Annotated in this window: 17 protein-coding genes and 1 other annotated feature; of the genes, 3 read left to right on the top strand and 14 right to left on the bottom strand. The window is 65.9% G+C overall.

The genetic code is table 11. The features are described from left to right. Nucleotides 1–18: 18 nt before the first annotated feature. Nucleotides 19–1,278 carry a D-amino acid dehydrogenase gene (locus QZL87_RS01860; RefSeq protein ID WP_295323067.1) on the bottom strand — a complete coding sequence of 420 codons (1,260 nt, stop codon included), beginning with the start codon at nt 1,276–1,278 and terminating at the stop codon, nt 19–21. Next, nucleotides 1,275–2,405: an alanine racemase gene (gene alr, locus QZL87_RS01865; RefSeq protein WP_295323069.1), complete on the bottom strand. Its 1,131-nt coding sequence runs from the start codon at nt 2,403–2,405 to the stop codon at nt 1,275–1,277. The genes QZL87_RS01860 and alr overlap by 4 nt, the downstream gene beginning before the upstream one ends. A gap of 141 nt (nt 2,406–2,546) precedes the next feature. Here alr and QZL87_RS01870 point away from each other — a divergent pair, with 141 nt between their 5' ends. After that, nucleotides 2,547–3,008: an Lrp/AsnC family transcriptional regulator gene (locus QZL87_RS01870; RefSeq protein ID WP_295323071.1), complete on the top strand. Its 462-nt coding sequence runs from the start codon at nt 2,547–2,549 to the stop codon at nt 3,006–3,008. A gap of 319 nt (nt 3,009–3,327) precedes the next feature. On the opposite strand, the gene QZL87_RS01875 is transcribed toward QZL87_RS01870, so the two are convergent. From QZL87_RS01875 to QZL87_RS01900, 6 genes are all read right to left on the bottom strand, one after another. Next, nucleotides 3,328–4,086: a hypothetical protein gene (locus QZL87_RS01875; RefSeq protein WP_295323073.1), complete on the bottom strand. Its 759-nt coding sequence runs from the start codon at nt 4,084–4,086 to the stop codon at nt 3,328–3,330. Nucleotides 4,087–4,096: 10 nt separating this feature from the next. Beyond that, nucleotides 4,097–4,603, bottom strand: coding sequence for a hypothetical protein (locus tag QZL87_RS01880; RefSeq protein ID WP_295323075.1), 507 nt, complete (start codon nt 4,601–4,603; stop codon nt 4,097–4,099). Further along, nucleotides 4,600–5,325: a hypothetical protein gene (locus tag QZL87_RS01885; protein ID WP_295323077.1), complete on the bottom strand. Its 726-nt coding sequence runs from the start codon at nt 5,323–5,325 to the stop codon at nt 4,600–4,602. The genes QZL87_RS01880 and QZL87_RS01885 overlap by 4 nt, the downstream gene beginning before the upstream one ends. Continuing rightward, nucleotides 5,325–6,245: a hypothetical protein gene (locus QZL87_RS01890; protein WP_295323079.1), complete on the bottom strand. Its 921-nt coding sequence runs from the start codon at nt 6,243–6,245 to the stop codon at nt 5,325–5,327. The genes QZL87_RS01885 and QZL87_RS01890 overlap by 1 nt, the downstream gene beginning before the upstream one ends. A gap of 4 nt (nt 6,246–6,249) precedes the next feature. Then, on the bottom strand, nt 6,250–7,002 hold the full coding sequence (locus tag QZL87_RS01895) for a hypothetical protein (protein ID WP_295323082.1): 753 nt from the start codon (nt 7,000–7,002) through the stop codon (nt 6,250–6,252). A 255-nt stretch (nt 7,003–7,257) separates the two neighbouring features. Continuing rightward, nucleotides 7,258–7,313 (bottom strand) — a sequence feature (sul1 is cis-regulatory element that is thought to sense ions involved in sulfur or methionine metabolism; They are found in Alphaproteobacteria). A gap of 58 nt (nt 7,314–7,371) precedes the next feature. Beyond that, nucleotides 7,372–7,605 (bottom strand): helix-turn-helix transcriptional regulator, encoded by a 234-nt coding sequence (locus QZL87_RS01900; protein ID WP_295323086.1) that lies wholly within the window; start codon nt 7,603–7,605, stop codon nt 7,372–7,374. Nucleotides 7,606–7,998: 393 nt separating this feature from the next. Here QZL87_RS01900 and QZL87_RS01905 point away from each other — a divergent pair, with 393 nt between their 5' ends. Beyond that, nucleotides 7,999–8,679 (top strand): helix-turn-helix domain-containing protein, encoded by a 681-nt coding sequence (locus QZL87_RS01905; RefSeq protein ID WP_295323088.1) that lies wholly within the window; start codon nt 7,999–8,001, stop codon nt 8,677–8,679. Next, complete coding sequence (locus tag QZL87_RS01910; protein ID WP_295323091.1) at nt 8,676–10,115, top strand: hypothetical protein; 1,440 nt, start codon at nt 8,676–8,678, stop codon at nt 10,113–10,115. Before QZL87_RS01905 ends, QZL87_RS01910 begins: the two co-directional genes overlap by 4 nt. 291 nt (nt 10,116–10,406) lie before the next feature. Here QZL87_RS01910 and QZL87_RS01915 read toward each other — a convergent pair whose 3' ends face one another. The 6 genes from QZL87_RS01915 to QZL87_RS01940 all read right to left on the bottom strand — a co-directional run bounded on the left by QZL87_RS01915 (nt 10,407) and on the right by QZL87_RS01940 (nt 14,945). Beyond that, entirely contained in the window at nt 10,407–10,973 is a 567-nt protein-coding gene (locus QZL87_RS01915) for a hypothetical protein (RefSeq protein ID WP_295323093.1), read from the bottom strand. An 8-nt stretch (nt 10,974–10,981) separates the two neighbouring features. Further along, complete coding sequence (locus tag QZL87_RS01920; protein ID WP_295323095.1) at nt 10,982–11,707, bottom strand: C39 family peptidase; 726 nt, start codon at nt 11,705–11,707, stop codon at nt 10,982–10,984. Nucleotides 11,708–11,723: 16 nt separating this feature from the next. Beyond that, nucleotides 11,724–12,131: a hypothetical protein gene (locus QZL87_RS01925; protein WP_295323098.1), complete on the bottom strand. Its 408-nt coding sequence runs from the start codon at nt 12,129–12,131 to the stop codon at nt 11,724–11,726. A 78-nt stretch (nt 12,132–12,209) separates the two neighbouring features. Continuing rightward, entirely contained in the window at nt 12,210–12,731 is a 522-nt protein-coding gene (locus QZL87_RS01930; protein WP_295323100.1) for a hypothetical protein, read from the bottom strand. Between the two features lie 220 nt (nt 12,732–12,951). Then, nucleotides 12,952–13,782 carry an acyl-CoA dehydrogenase gene (locus QZL87_RS01935; protein ID WP_295323103.1) on the bottom strand — a complete coding sequence of 277 codons (831 nt, stop codon included), beginning with the start codon at nt 13,780–13,782 and terminating at the stop codon, nt 12,952–12,954. After that, nucleotides 13,782–14,945, bottom strand: coding sequence for an acyl-CoA dehydrogenase family protein (locus QZL87_RS01940; RefSeq protein ID WP_295323105.1), 1,164 nt, complete (start codon nt 14,943–14,945; stop codon nt 13,782–13,784). Before QZL87_RS01940 ends, QZL87_RS01935 begins: the two co-directional genes overlap by 1 nt. Between the last annotated feature and the right edge of the window lie 43 nt (nt 14,946–14,988).

Consider the following 14,988-nt stretch of genomic DNA (forward strand, 5'->3'; position numbering starts at 1 on the left):
TGGATGGAGTGGGTGGAACTAACGGGCGCCATAGCGCGCGATCGACAGGTCCGCAGCCTCGATATCGGTCGGTCGCCCGCTGACGAGATCGGCGATCAGCCGGCCCGATCCGCACGCCATCGTCCAGCCGAGCGTTCCGTGCCCTGTATTGAGGAAGAGGTTGCCGTAAGGTGTCGCGCCGATGACGGGCGGACCGTCGGGAGTCATGGGGCGTAAGCCCGACCAATAGCTCGCGGCGCCGACATCGCCTGCGCCCGCGAACAGGTCGGTGAGCGAGTGGACGAGCGTGGCGCGGCGGCGCTCGGGAAGCGCGTTGTTATAGCCCGAAATCTCCGCCATTCCCCCGACGCGAATGCGCTCGCCGAGGCGCGTGATCGCGATCTTGTAGCTTTCGTCCATCAGCGTCGATTCGGGCGCGCGCGCCGCGTCGACGATCGGGACGGTGATCGAATAGCCCTTCACCGGATAGACGGGCAGCCTCAGGCCCAGCGGCCGCAGCATCCCCGCCGAATGGCTGCCGAGCGCGAGGACGTAGCGATCGGCGACGATCCGGCCGCGGTCGGTTTCGATCCCGGCGACATGTCCGCCCTCGACCGCCAGCGAACGGATCGTTTCGCCATAATGGAACCGGACGCCGCGTTCGGCGGCCATCGCGGCGAGCGCGCCGGTGAATTTGAAGCAGTCGCCCGTTTCGTCGCCCGGAAGACGGAGGCCGCCGACGATCTTCTCGCGCGCCGCCGCGAGTCCGGGCTCGACCGCGATGCAGCCTTCGCGATCGAGCACTTCGAACGGAACGCCGCCGGCCCGCAGAACGGCAACGTCCTTGGCGATGCCGTCGAGCTGCTTTTGCGTCCGGAAAAGCTGCAGCGTTCCCTGCATCCGTTCGTCATAGGCGATGCCGGTATCGGCGCGGAGTGCGATAAGCCGGTCGCGGCTATATTCGGCGAGCCGCACCATCCGCGCCTTGTTGATCGCATAGCGCGCTTCCGTGCAGTTGCGCAGCATCGCGAACAGCCAGCCGAGCATCTCGCGGTCGACCGCCGGCTGGAGGATCAGCGGCGCGTGGCGCATCATCAGCCAGCGGATCGCCTTTTGCGGGATGCCCGGCGCGGCCCAGGGCGAGGCATAGCCCGGGGAGATTTCGCCCGCATTGGCGAAGCTCGTCTCGAGCGCCGGGCCGGGCTGGCGATCGATCACGACGACGTCATGCCCCGCCTCGGCCAGATACCAGGCCGACGCGACGCCGATGACCCCGCTGCCGAGAACCGCGACCTTCATATCGTGTCTCCCCTATTGCATGTCGCCGCATCGACGTAGCTGCGATCATATCGCGCGCCGAGGCTGGTCAGCATCTCGTAGGAGATGGTGTCCGCGTCGTCGGCGAGCGCGTCGATCGGTTGATGCGGGCCGATCAGTTCGACCCAGTCGCCGGCTCCGATGCGGCCCGGCGCGAGGGCGGTGACGTCTATCGTGATGCTGTCCATCGACACGCGGCCGACGATCGGCAGCCGCTCGCCGGCGTGCCATGCCGCGCCGCGATTGCCGAGCGAGCGCGGCAATCCGTCGGCATAGCCGACCCCGATCGTCGCGATGCGGCTTTCGCGTTCGCAGACATGGCTGTGACCATAGCCGACCGCGCCGCCCGCCGCGATTGTCCGGATCTGGATGACGCGCGCCTCCAGCCCGACGACTGGCTGCATCGGATTGGGGCCGTCGCGGTTGGGGGCGCCGCCGTAGAGCGCGATGCCGGCCCGCACGATGTCGGCGTGAAACCCGGCGGGCAGAAAGGCGCCGCCCGAATTGGCGAGGGCGCGGGGAATGCCAGGGAACAGTGCGGCCGCGGCCTCGAAGCGTGCGAGCTGCGCGCGATTGGCGGGATGCTCGGGCGTGTCGGCGCAGGCGAGGTGGCTCATCACCATGACGAGATCGACGGCCGAGAGGAATAGGGCGTCGGCCGCCAGCGGCGCCAGATCCTCCGCTGCCATCCCCAGCCGCCCCATGCCGCTGTCGAACTGAAGCGCGGCGGGAAGCCGTCTGCCGGTCTTTCGTGCCGCCTCCGCCCACCGCCGCGCCTGTTCGGGCGAGTTGAGGACCGGGATGACATGGGCTTCGGCGCACAGCGCCTCGGCGCCCGGCGGCAAGCCGTTGAGCACGATCAGTCGCAGGTCGGCGGGCAGCGCCGGGCGCAGCGCCAGCGCCTCGCCCAGATGGGCGACGAAAAAGAGCCGGCACCCGGCGTCGCGCAGCGCCCGCGTCACTTCTACGGCGCCGAGCCCGTAAGCGTTCGCCTTGACGACGGCGCCGGCCTCGGCGGGAGCGACACGCCCGGCGATCAGCCGGTAGTTCGCCGCGATGGCGCCCAGGTCGATGCGCAGCCGTCCGCCGCTTATGCCCCCTTCATCCATGTCCTCGATCCCCGCCGGCGCATCCGGCTACATCGCTTCTAGGCAAACATCATTCGAATGTTCGGTTGAACTGTTGTCCAATCCGGCGAAGATCGATACTATTTGCAATAATCACCGACATAAACGGAATGATATTGCGCCATGGACTCGATAGACCGGAATATTGTGCGGCTGCTGCGCCGCAACGCCCGCATCCCGAACAGCCAGTTGGCGGCAGAGGTGGGGCTGTCGCCCTCGGCTTGCCTGCGGCGCGTCGGCAATCTCGAGGCGCGCGGGGTGATCCGGGGTTATACCGCCATCGTCGCGGCGCCGGAGGAGGGCGGCGTGATCGCGATCGTGCGCATCAGCCTCGAGCGGCAGACCGAGGCCTATCTCAACCGGTTCGAGGAGGCCGTGCGCCAGCATCCCGAAATCGAGGAATGTTTCCTGATGACCGGCGATGCCGATTATCTGCTCCGGGCCTCGGCCGCGAGCGCCGCGGCTTATGAAGCCATTCACAAGAATATCCTCTCGCGCTTGCCGGGCGTGGCCCGCATCCACTCCAGCCTCGCGATGCGAAGCGTGCTCAGCCACATACCGGGACGCGGCAGGCGCGGGACTTAGGACGGATCGGCATTCGGGTCCGGCCGAACAACGAAATGACGATCGCCGGATTTTTGGCCGCGAGGCGGGCGCCCGCGCATCAGACGATTGATCCGGTGGGCCCGGCCGCCCCGCGAGCAGTGCGGACGGGCGCTCTGGAGAACGTCTGGGATGGAACCGGAGAGGTCAGCGGGCGAAAGCGGCCGACCGGCTTCTCGCACCCATGCCCGGGAGGTCGATCGGGTGCCATTCGGCGGCAAGCCGTTCGCCATCGAGCTCATAGATACGGCCGTTGCCGATATTGGCGCTCAGAACGACGGCGGCGGCGGCGCGATGCGGGCTAAAAAGCGGTTCCTGTCCGTGCCAGTTCGGCGAGTTTCCGCTTCACATAGCCAGGATCGGGCGATCGGACGACCGTGCCATCGGCAAATAACGCCGTGGGTTTCGACCCGCCGAACATGCCGCTGAGAGTAGCGAAATACCGGCTGTCATAGCGGCATGCGCTCCGCGCGCGCGGGGGAAGGGCTCCGGTTGCTATCGCCTGTTTCCACGCCGTGGAACGGTCGGGGCTGCACCAGATGTCGGGAAGATGCCGCTTATTCGCCGTCCCGATGGTGCTCGGGATGATTGCATAGCGCGTTCCGGCGGCGCCGAGCGCCGCCTCCAGCTTTCGGGAATAGGGGCAATCATAGGCCGAGAGAAGCAGCATGCGCAGCGGGCCTTTACCGCCCTGCTGGATCAGGTCGCCGTACCGAATATGGTTTCGCCATCGCAATATCAGCGCCCCCCATTCGGACGTCGAGAGCGCGGCGCCATTGTCGCCGCGCTGTGCCCCGAGCTTGCCATTGTTGAAGCTGTATTCACCGCCGCGCGTGACCAGGATCGGGGCGGTTTCGCGCGGCGAATGGGGAATCGGCCGGTCGATCTGGTAGAGGTCTGGAAAGGGCGTCGCGACGAACCGTTCGGCGTACAGGCGCTGAAGTTCCTCGATATCCGCCCGCGCCGTCGCCGCGCTTGCCGGCGGCTGCCCGGCCGCCGGCGCGGGAGTGAAGGAGGCTGCGGGCAGGCAGGCGAAAGCGATGGCTGCGATAATGCGCATGGCGAAAATCCTATCTGTACCGGAACGCGGGAGGGCAGGCGGGATAGCGGCGCTTGCTGTTGCGGACGGGCTGAAATCCGGGGACGCACCGGTTCATGTCGGGCGAAATCGCGGCGCTGAACCGGCGATCCGACTGGAACACCCAGAAGTTCAGAAATCGGTCCTTGGGCGGGTTGAAGAAGATGTAATTGCGGATCGTCCTGGCATCGCCATAGTTTTGTCCCGCCTCCAGAACGATTCCGCCCTTGTCGCCCACGCGCTGCGCATAATCCGCGGTCTGGCTGGCGAGCATGACGCTGACTTCCCGCCCGCACTTGTTGACCAGCCGGAAATAGACGAGTTGCCTTTCCGGGCTGCTGGGCGAGGGTTTCGCAAGTGTTTGATGGCTCCACTCGACGCAGCCCTTCGCGCGTCCGCCGCTTTCGACGGTCATCGCCGTTCCGGCCTGCTGCGCCATTGCCGGAGAGGCGAATGCCAGCCCCAGCATCGCGAAAGCCAGGAGCGGGGCGCGCCTCATGGCGTCACCGTGACGGTTTCGCGGTCGATGCGGCTATATTCCGAGGGCTCGATGTCAAAGCCGACGATGTCGCCCTCGATCGTGCCGCCGTTGCCGCTGGGCCGCGAAGCGACGAGGCGGACGCGTATGGCGAGGCGGAGATTGCCGAGCCAGCTGTCGGCTTTCAGCGCCGCCGCCTTGTCGGCGTTCATTTTCCAGACGCGCGCCTTGTCCGCGTTGCGGAATTTGACCGCGATCCGCATCGACCCGTCATGGAACGGAAAAAAGGCGTCGGGCGCGAACGCGCCGAGCGGAATGCCTCCGAGCGATGCGTCGAAAGCTTGCGGGTCGGCGCGCGTGCGCAGCGTCACGCAGCGGATATCCTTCACCGCATTCCATTGGGCATCGACTTGCGCATTGGCGCGTTTCCAGGCCTCTTCGGCGCCCAGCGAGCGATCGATACCGGCGAGGGCTTCGTCCGCCCATTTCTCGCGCGGGGGCGCGAGTCCGGTCATCGCATAATAGACGATGGCCCAGTCGCGATCGGTGAGACTGTCGGTGTAATTGTCGCAGGTGGCGGGCGCCGCCGCGGCGGCGGGCGGTGCCGCTGCGGGGGATGGCGAAGTGGCGGACCCCGCGGGCACATTCGCGGCGTTGCTTTCCGCCGCCTGTTGGTCGCCGCAGCCGGCGATCGAAAAAGCGAGCGACACGCCCAGCGCGGCGGACAGGAAACGATGGCGCATCAGAATTTCCCCCCTTCGTTGGCGCCGGCGTCGGCCGCCTGCGACGCGCGATAGGCGTCACGCTCGCGGGGGAAGCGATTGACTTCATAATCATAATAGCGGGCGGCATCGATCATCGCGACGCGGACCGCTTGCGACAGCTGCGGATTGCCATAGGCGGGATCGATCTGCGCCACGATGGTCAAACCGCAATCGGGGCGCCAGTTCATCTGGGTGCCGTGGATCGAAATTCCCGCGCTGCATGAACGAAGCCTGTCGCGATCATATTCGGGGAGCGGCTTATCGTCGGGACCAAACAGCCAGAACAGCTGACCGCGGTCTCCCACCAAGGTGGGCTTGCCATATTTCTTCTCGAGCGCCGCCTGCTGCGATGCGACGGTCGGCTCGCCGCCCTTGGCGAAGGGTTGCACAAGCCAGAGCGCATAGAGTTTTTCCTGCCCCGGCATGCCGTCGGCGTAAAGGCTCCACTCGGCATCGACCTGATCGAGGCGGTTTCGCGGGTTGTAGTTGAGAACGTCGGTCGAACTCCACCGGGCCTGATGGCGGCCGGTCGCGATCCTTGCAAAGTTCCGGATGTCGAGGCCGGCCTGGTCGCGCGACAATCGCGGGCCGTCGCCTTCGAGGAGGATGCTGTCGGCTTCCTCACCCTCGGGACACTGGACAAAGCGGATCGCGGTGTCGAGCGGCACGCCGAGGCGAAGCCCTCTCAGATCATCGACCGGGCCACCTTCGGGCCGTGGCGGCATCGCGATGCCGCCGCAGTCGACCTCGACCTTCTTGCCATAATAGGTCATCGCGCCCGACGGGCCTTCCCCCGCGGCGAGGTCGCGGGTCTCGGAGGGCTTCTCCGCTGCCGGCCCTCCGCAACCGGTGAGCATGAGGAAGGCCGCGCCGGCCAGCGATGTCGTGCCATATTTCATCGTTTCAATCCTTGGCTAGCGGGTTGCGGAGTTTGCCGAGACCGGCGGCGATCAACGCTGCGCCGACGAGGAAAAGCAGCCAGGTGCCCAGTCCGAGACTGACGCCCGCCGCCATCCGTTCGCGCGCGAAGTCGGGAACCATCGACAGGATCGCCGAGCGAAGCATGACGACGAGCAGGGCGGCGAGGATCGATGCCGCGCCCGCTGCCAGCATGGGCAGGCGTTCGGCCTTTCCCGACCAGGCGGACCATATCAGCCAAAGTGCCGCGAGCGGCGCGGCGAAGCGCAGGATGAGCAGGGTATGGATCGTATCGAAACCGGATTTGCCGCCGCCCAGCATTTCCTGCGCCGCCGCGACCCGGCCGAGATCGTCCATCGCATTGCCCAGCCCGATCAGCGTCGCGCTTTGCACCGGCGATGCGAGAGCGGGAAGGAAGCAGCCGAGAAGAAGGATGAGGGCGAGAGGGACGGCAAGCGATTTCGTGAACAGCGAGGCGATCCGGGCGCCCTGCTCCGATTCCGCGAGACCGCCAAGGTCGGCTCCGATCGTTCCGAGCGCCGCCAGAGCGGCCCCGCTTATCGGATAGATTTCGCGCGCCGCGCCGCCCTCGCTTTCGAAGTCCACCGTCATGCCGGGCGCGGGCGGCTTCTCGCCGCCCCGCCAGTCGGCCCGTTCGAACTTGTGGCGCGTGCCGTCTTCGGCGCTTATGGCGCCGCTGCCGGTGGCTTCGTCGAACCCCAGAATTTTTCCCTTCATGTGCCGCATTCCTCCCCCGGGCCGGCTGCGGCGTGCGGGCGATATCCCGACGAACCGCGGCCGTTTGCCTAAAGCGGAAGCATCGGCGATGCGGTGCCTCCCAGGCCGAGAGAGCTATTCCGGCGCCTGCTCGAAGTCCTGAACCCGCTCTAAAGAATTTCTAAAGCTTGGCGGACAGGGGGTGGAATGACGCGATCCGGCCCGCCTCGCCGGCGGCGCGCTGTCGCAGTGGACGCATTCGAATTTCATGGGCGATGTTGTCCGGCGGGTCGGAGGCCGGAACAGCCGTCCGGAATTGCGCCGGGCCTTTGCGAATGGCGGCGCCCTATCCCGATGCGAGCTTGAATCGCAGGTCCGGGCGCCCGTTGATCATTTGAGTTCGAAGAGCGTCGGCTCTTCGGGGGACGGGGTTTCGATGACCAGCAGGCCAAGGTGCATCGCCTGGGTGATCAGGTGCGCGCGGTTGCGGGCGTTCAGTTTCAGCCGCACATTTTCGATATGCCGTTCGACCGTGCGCGGGGCGATATTGATCTCGAGCGCGATCTGCTTGGCTGAGCAGCCGACAGCCACCAATTCCAGTATCTGATGCTCGCGAAAGGTCAAATGCGGTTCGACGTTCAAGGCATTATGATGCACGGTGCAATTCCCCTGACACCCAAGGCGTGGACTCTTTGCGACCGACGAGCATCTTTTGCGCGGGCTAAAGCCGCCACCCACCTGCTCTGGCGGGAAGCATATCCCTTTGCGCGCTGTTTAGCAATTAACCTAAGTCAATTAAGCATAGCGCGGCATCTGTTGTGCCAATACAGCTATGATGCTGAAATCAAATTGTATTTTTCCAGAAAATGCTAAGGAAATATACGTAAGTGATTTATCTAGGCCATTCCTACACACGAATTCCTAGGTCTTTCCCCGGATGGATTCACAGCCCGCAAAGGCAGATGAGACTCGCAAACGGGGTCGCCGCAAAAACCAATTCGAGATTGGAGACGTGGCGTGCAAGGTCTGTCGGCAGAAGTTGAGCGGGGGGTAGTTCCGCAGGACACCATCCTGAAATTCCGTAAAGGCGAAATCATATTTTCGCAGGGCGATCCGGGGGATTGCTGGTTCGAAGTCATATCCGGCACCGTTCGAACCTGTCATTTTCACATTGACGGTCATCGCCAGCTGACGGGCTTTTTCTATCAGGGCGACGTGTTCGGCGTCGAATATGGCGCGCGCGATTCGGCGGCCGAAGCCGTGACGAACGCCGTGCTGGCGCGCCGTCCCGCGTCGAACGGGGGGAGCGATGCGCCTGGGCAGAACCGCGCTCTCGAGCGCGCGCTCGACAGCGCGAACCAGTGCATCTTCCTGCTCGGCCGCCGCAATGCGAACGAACGCGTCGCGGCCTTTCTGCTGATGGCGGCGAAGCGATTGTCGGCGATCGGCAGCGTTCCCCTGCCGATGACGCGCGGCGACATCGCCGACCATCTGGGGCTGACGATCCATACCGTGAGCCGTACCATATCGGGCTTCGTCCGTCAGGGCCTGATCGAGCTCGACGGACCGCAGTCGTGCCGGTTGCTCGATCCGGGCGGGCTGCGCGCCATCGCCGGCGAAGAGGCGGAGGTGGCGATCGACAGGATGGGCGCGGTGCGGATGCGGCGAGCCTTCGCCGGGCAGGAGCTGGGGGCATGAGCATCGTGTCGGCTCCGTCCGCACTGCGCCATCTGGGCGTGGCGGCCGTCGGCTTTTCGGCCGTCTTCATGCCCGCGCAGGCTCAGGCGCGCGGGGCCCCGGCGCTCGAATGCCTTTGCGAGACGCTGCCGTTCCTTGATGTCGCGCCGACCTGGCGCGCCGCCGCGCCGCCGCCCGCAGGCGCCGCCGAGGGCCAGCCCGCCGCAAGCGCCGAGAGCGAGATCGACGCGCAGCGCCGGATCATCGCCGAGCAGCGCGCGCTGATCGACCGGCAGAGCGCGATGATCGCCGAGCAGGGAGAGCAGATCGCGAAGTTGCAGCAACAGATCGTGACCCAGCAGGCACAGGTCGACCGGCTGTCCTCTTTCGCGCTGGCCGAAGCGCCGCTCGACATCTTCCGCGGCACGGGCCTGGGAGGACAGGGGGTCGGGCCGGGGCCTGCGCTTCCCGGCCCCGGCAGCGATGCCGTCGCGCTGCCCGACGCGCCGGTCGGCGAAGCGCCGCCGCCCGAAGAGCCCCCCGAGCAGCGCGTCGCCGCGGTTCCCGAAGGACAGGGGGTGCTGACGCGCGCCGGCGAGCTTTTCTTCGAACCCTCGTTCGAATATACGCGCTCGTCGACCAACCGTCTCGTGTTCCGCGGGATCGAGCTGATCCCCGGCATCCAGATCGGGCTGATCGAGGCGACCGACGCCGATCGCGACACGCTCGTCGGCACCGCGTCGCTGCGTTACGGGATCACCGACCGGCTCGAAGCCGAAGTGCGCTTGCCCTATCTCTATCGCAACGACCGGATCGAGGTCGTCCAGCAGCGCGACGAGGGCATCGTCCGGCAGATCGCGCTGCGCGAGGACGGCTTCGGCGACGCCGAATTCTCGCTTCGCTATCAATTCAACCGGCCGGTCGGGCAAAAGCCGATCTTCGTCGGAACGCTGCGCGTCAAATCGGACACCGGCAAGGGGCCGTTCGAGATCGGCTATGACGAATTCGGCGTCGCGACGGGGCTCGCCACCGGATCGGGATTCTGGGCAGTCCAGCCGGGGCTCAACTTCCTGATGCCGTCGGATCCGGCGGTCCTCTATGGCGGCGTCGCCTATCTCTATCACATCCCGCGCGACGTGAACGAAATGGTCGGCGACGTGCTGATCGGGCGCGTCGATCCGGGCGATGCGGTGTCGGCGAACATCGGCTTCGGCTTCGCGCTCAACCCGCGCTTTTCCTTTTCGCTCGGCTATCGCCACAATTATATCTTCCCGACGGAAACCGAAATCGGCGATACGTTTCAGAAATCCAACTATCTCCACGTCGGCTCGCTCAATTTCGGTATGTCGTACCGGCTGACCCAGCGCGACGTGCTCAACCTCGGCTTCGAAATCGGGGTGACCGAGGATGCGCCCGACGTGTCGATCACGCTGCGCATGCCGTTCGGCGGCAAATAAGCCCTTACGGAACAGGATCACCCCTATTTGAATCGTCATCCCGGCCCTTCGACTGCCTTGCAGGCGCTCAGGATAAACTTCCGCCAAAGGCGGAAGGCCGGAATCTCACCCTCTCGGCCTGACGCATCGGCGAGATCCCGGTCTTCGCCGGGATGACGAAATGAGAAGATCTGGTGTGTCAACCCGATCGGGTTTAGCCCGGCAGACCTTGAAAGAAGCCCCGCCGATGAGGGCGGGGCCAGGTGAACCGTCCCTGTCGAAACGGGGGCGGGGGGTCGTTCGGAATCTTCCCTAATTCCCGAGCGCGCCGACGGTCTGGGCGCCCATCACGGCGCCGATCGAGTCGCTGAGCCGCGTCGTCGCGAGCGTGTCGCGGAAACCTTCATAACCGCTGATGTCGAGCACGGCGTCGACCTGCTGGTTCAGCGAGACGTTGCTGGCGGTGTTGATCAGCACATTCTGGATCGCGTCGGTGCTTTGGATCAGCGCGGTCTGGCCGTTGTTGGCGAGGAACACCGTCTCGTCACCGACGCGCATCGAGATGCCGCCGCTGGTCAATATGCCGCCCTGGACCTGCGCCGCGTCGACTGCGGTCAGCGAGGGCGAGACGAAGCGTTCGATCGACTGCCCCTCGGGCGTCCAGCTGATGATCGTGCGCAGCGCCAGCTCGTCGTTGACGAAGCTGCGGATGTCGGCGCCGAAGGCGATCACCATGCCCTGAAAGGCGAAGCCGCCGCGCTGCGTGGCGAGCACCTCGTCGGGGACCGTCTGCGCGCTTGCCAGCGGATCGGCATCCTCGGGCTCGCTGGCCGCGAGGAGCACGGGCGCGAGGGCGAGCAGGAGGAGGCGTGGTGACATGGTCTTTCTCATTTCACGGTGCCGACGCGCACATCGAGCAGGATCTGCGGCGTCAGCTGATATTGGGGAGGGAGGTGGTTGGTGAGGTCGCCGGCCGAGACGTGGAGCGATCCGTCCTTTTCGAGCGGCGCCTGCGACCAGGGGCCCCAGTCGCCGGCGAGGTTGAACCGGGGGCGCTTCTCGCCGCCTTCGACGATCGCCAGCGCGATGCCGTTCCAGTGCTTGTCGAAATCCTCGAGCGAATATTCGTTGAGGCCGAGCACCGAATCGCCGGTGAGCACGCGGTCGCCGCGGATGCCCTTGATCACGACGAAATGCTTGAAGCCCTTGAGGTCCATCAGCACGATCGTCGGCCGCTTCACCTGCGTGAGTTGGTCGACGGTGAGCCGGAAGCCTTCGGCGCGAAAGCCGCGCGAAGCGAGATAGGTCTTCATGTCGAGCATCGAGAAGCCGACCTTGCGGATCGCTTCGCGGTCGCCCTTCTGCCACATCGCACGGAACGGCATCGTTTCCGAGGTCGGCAATCCATAATGATAGGTGAGCAGCGTCGCGAGCGCGGCCGAACCGCAGCTGAAATCATAACGCTGGCGAATGACCGACCGAAAGGGGATGTCCCACCAGGTCATCACCTGAAGCTGGTAGGTGCCGCCGGTTTCGGGGCCCGTCAGCCGGACTTCGGCGGCGGCTGGCGCCGTCACGAGGGCGCACAGCACGCCCGCGATCAAGGCTCGCATGGGGCGCACGGGGAATTCAATCGCCGAGATTGATGGTCAGGTTCATGCCGCTTTGGGCGCTGACCTGCGCGCCGGTGTTGATCAGCAGATTGCCGACACCGTTGAAATTCGACAGGGCGAAATCGCTGAGCGCGACCGATCCCGCGGTGTAGTCGCCATTGAGCACATTGCCCGCGACGAGCGACTCCATCGTCTGGTTGGTGATCACGAGCGATTGGCCGCCGCGTTGCGTGTCGAGCTCGCTGTCGTTCAGCATCGGCGATTTGCGCTCGGGCCGAGCCGGGATCGCCGGCACCGCAATAGCTTCGACGGGGGCAAATTGCGCCACGGAAGGCACCTCTGCGTCGGGCGGGGGCAATTGGGCCGATACCGGCACGGACAAGCCTGCCATGACGAGCAGAACCGGGACGATCGGGGGTTTCATGATGCGCTCCTCGAAAGCGATACGGGAATAAATGGCCGGCCCGCCAGTGGGGCCGGGCCGGCCATCCGGGGGGACCGATCAGTCGCCGCCGCCGCCGCCACCACCGGCCGGAGCACTGTCGCCGAAGCTGACCGTGCCTTGCGCGGCGATGTTGGTCGCTGCCTGGGCGTTCGAGTTGATGCCCGTGTTCCAGGCGGCATTCAGGATGCCGGCATAGGCCGCAAAGGCATTGCCGCGCACCGAGTTGTTGCCGCTGTTGTAGCCGACCGCGGTATCGGTGTCGTCCTCACCGTCCAGATCGACGAGCTCGTCCATGTTCTGGTTGGTGTTGGTTGCGCTCAGCGACTGCGTCGCGACAACGAGCGTGTTGCCGTTGAGCGAGCCGTTGCCGTCATTGTCCTGGTCGTCGTCCGAGAAGGTGTCGGCGGCATTGTCCTGCACGAACAGGTCGATCAGGTCGTTCACAACGACGGTATCATTGTCGCTGTTGTTGCCCGATGCGCCCGTCGTGTTCGTCCCACCGCCGAGAGTTTGCGCGTAGGCGGGAGCCCCGACAACGGCGAGCGCCAGGGCCGACGCTGCAAGCATGACTTTCTTCATGATCGTCTCCTTACATTGGCAAAAAGGGAATTCGCTCACGCCGCCTGGCGCGATGGTGCGGACCTCCCCACAATTGTCCGCATCCTTGCGAACAAGCGCACCATGCTCCCCGCCCGGCCCATCTGCTTTGCGAATTGGCAATGTCGGGGGTGGAGAATTACCCAGATGATAACAGTAGGATGAATTGCGCGCGGCCGATTCCGCCAAGAATCCGCTGTTTTCAGGCGAGGCGCGCGCGCATCGTCGTGCGCCCGGAGGCATCGCGCGCCCACAGCCTGGCGCCGTCGCCGTCGCGCGCGAGGCAGAGGTCGAAGGGCGCGCCGTCGATCAGCGGCGCTTCGGCGCGGAAGGCGAAACGGCGGGGGGCGATGTCGGGCGCCGTGCGCACGGCATGATCGATCAGCAGCGTCGCGATCAGCGGACCATGTACGACAAGACCGGCATAGCCCTCCACGCCCTGCGCATAATCGCGATCATAGTGGATGCGGTGCGCGTTGAAGGTGAGGGCGGAATAGCGGAAGAGCAGCACTGGATCGGGCGAAACGCGGCGGATCGCGTCGGCGGGTTCGGCGGTGGTGGCTGGTGGCGGCGCGGGCGACGCCGACGCGGCTTCGCGAAAGACGATGTCCTGCTCCTCGCGGATCGCGGGCACGCCATTCGCCGCGATGTCGTGGCGCAAGGTGACGAAGAGCAGATCGCCGCTCGCGCCGCGCTTGGGCTTGATCGCCTCGATCATGGTGACGCGGGTCAGCGCGGCGCCGACCGCGATCGGGGCGAGGAAGTCGATGCGGCTGCCCGCCCACATGCGGCGGGGAAGCAGGACGGGGGGGAGCAGACCATGCCCGTCGCGGCGCGGGTGGCCGTCTTCGCCGATCGCCGACTGGCGCGCGGCCGGCAGGAAATAGAGCCAGTGGCCGAGCGGCGGGACGGTGCCGGCGGTCCACGGCGGGGCGTCATGGTCGAGCAGCGCGGCGAGACCGGTGAGCGGCGCGGCGGTCGCGACGTCCTCGCGCGTCTCGCTGCGGCCGACCCAGGCGGAATAATCGTCCATCAGAAGCTCTTGGGCAGGCCGAGCGCGTGGGTCGCGACATGGCTGAGGATCAGGTTCGTGCTGATCGGCGCGACCTGATAGAGTCGCGTCTCGCGGAACTTGCGCTCGATGTCATATTCCTCGGCAAAGCCGAAGCCGCCGTGCGTCTGGATGCACATGTCGGCGGCATACCAGCTCGCCTCCGATGCGAGCATCTTCGCCATATTGGCCTCGGTTCCGCAATCGGCGCCCGCGTCGAACAGGCGCGCGGCCTTGTCGACCATTCCCGCGGCGGCTTCGATCTGGACATAGGCGCGCGCGATCGGGAACTGGACGCCCTGATTCTCGCCGATGGCGCGGCCGAAGACCGAGCGGTCCTTGGCATAGGCGGCCGCGCGGTCGATGAAGAATCGGCCGTCGCCGATACATTCGGACGCGATCAGGATGCGCTCGGCGTTCATGCCGGATAGGATATAGCGGAATCCCTTGCCCTCCTCGCCGATCAGGTTGGCGGCGGGGACTTCGAGGTCGTCGAAGAAAAGCTCGGTCGTCGCATGATTGAGCATCGTGCGCACGGGGTGGATGGTGAGGCCCTTGCCCACCGCCTCGCGCATGTCGACGAGCAGCACGCTCATCCCGTCGGAGGGCCTGGCGCATTCTTCGCGCGGCGTCGTGCGGCAGAGTAGGATCATCAGGTCCGAATGCTCGGCGCGGCTGATCCAGATTTTCTGGCCGTTGACGATATATTGGTCGCCGGCCCGCCGCGCGAAGGTGCGGATGCGCGTCGTGTCGGTGCCCGCGGTCGGCTCGGTGACGCCGAACGCCTGGAGGCGGAGCTCGCCGCGCGCGATCGCGGGCAGATAGGCCTGTTTCTGTGCCTCCGACCCGTGTTTGAGCAAAGTGCCCATCGTGTACATCTGCGCGTGGCACGCGCCGCCGTTGCAGCCCGAACGGTGGATTTCCTCGAGCACCGCGGTCGCGGCGCCGAGCCCGAGGCCCGACCCGCCATATTGCTCGGGGATCAGGACCGACAGGAACCCCGCCTCGGTCAGCGTGCGGACGAATTCGGTCGGATAGATGCGGTCGCGGTCGAGCCTCTGCCAATATTCGCCGGGGAAATCGGCGCAGAGCCGGCGTACCGCCTCGCGGATTTCGGGATGACTTTGCGGCTCGGCTTCGGACATCGGCGTGTGGCGCTCCCCTGATCGTCGGGAGAGCCTTAGGATG

The sequence above is a fragment of the uncultured Sphingopyxis sp. genome (genome assembly GCF_900078365.1).
Taxonomy (GTDB): Bacteria; Pseudomonadota; Alphaproteobacteria; order Sphingomonadales; family Sphingomonadaceae; genus Sphingopyxis.

What these genes read in the sequence shown, in the direction of transcription:
- QZL87_RS01895 (WP_295323082.1), bottom strand. Translation starts at nt 7,002, where the DNA reads ATGAAGGGAAAAATTCTGGGGTTCGACGAAGCCACCGGCAGCGGCGCC.
- QZL87_RS01880 (WP_295323075.1), bottom strand. Translation starts at nt 4,603, where the DNA reads ATGAGGCGCGCCCCGCTCCTGGCTTTCGCGATGCTGGGGCTGGCATTC.
- QZL87_RS01930 (WP_295323100.1), bottom strand. Translation starts at nt 12,731, where the DNA reads ATGAAGAAAGTCATGCTTGCAGCGTCGGCCCTGGCGCTCGCCGTTGTC.
- QZL87_RS01920 (WP_295323095.1), bottom strand. Translation starts at nt 11,707, where the DNA reads ATGCGAGCCTTGATCGCGGGCGTGCTGTGCGCCCTCGTGACGGCGCCA.
- alr (WP_295323069.1), bottom strand. Translation starts at nt 2,405, where the DNA reads ATGGATGAAGGGGGCATAAGCGGCGGACGGCTGCGCATCGACCTGGGC.
- QZL87_RS01940 (WP_295323105.1), bottom strand. Translation starts at nt 14,945, where the DNA reads ATGTCCGAAGCCGAGCCGCAAAGTCATCCCGAAATCCGCGAGGCGGTA.
- QZL87_RS01860 (WP_295323067.1), bottom strand. Translation starts at nt 1,278, where the DNA reads ATGAAGGTCGCGGTTCTCGGCAGCGGGGTCATCGGCGTCGCGTCGGCC.
- QZL87_RS01935 (WP_295323103.1), bottom strand. Translation starts at nt 13,782, where the DNA reads ATGGACGATTATTCCGCCTGGGTCGGCCGCAGCGAGACGCGCGAGGAC.
- QZL87_RS01925 (WP_295323098.1), bottom strand. Translation starts at nt 12,131, where the DNA reads ATGAAACCCCCGATCGTCCCGGTTCTGCTCGTCATGGCAGGCTTGTCC.
- QZL87_RS01915 (WP_295323093.1), bottom strand. Translation starts at nt 10,973, where the DNA reads ATGTCACCACGCCTCCTCCTGCTCGCCCTCGCGCCCGTGCTCCTCGCG.
- QZL87_RS01890 (WP_295323079.1), bottom strand. Translation starts at nt 6,245, where the DNA reads ATGAAATATGGCACGACATCGCTGGCCGGCGCGGCCTTCCTCATGCTC.
- QZL87_RS01870 (WP_295323071.1), top strand. Translation starts at nt 2,547, where the DNA reads ATGGACTCGATAGACCGGAATATTGTGCGGCTGCTGCGCCGCAACGCC.
- QZL87_RS01910 (WP_295323091.1), top strand. Translation starts at nt 8,676, where the DNA reads ATGAGCATCGTGTCGGCTCCGTCCGCACTGCGCCATCTGGGCGTGGCG.
- QZL87_RS01885 (WP_295323077.1), bottom strand. Translation starts at nt 5,325, where the DNA reads ATGCGCCATCGTTTCCTGTCCGCCGCGCTGGGCGTGTCGCTCGCTTTT.
- QZL87_RS01875 (WP_295323073.1), bottom strand. Translation starts at nt 4,086, where the DNA reads ATGCGCATTATCGCAGCCATCGCTTTCGCCTGCCTGCCCGCAGCCTCC.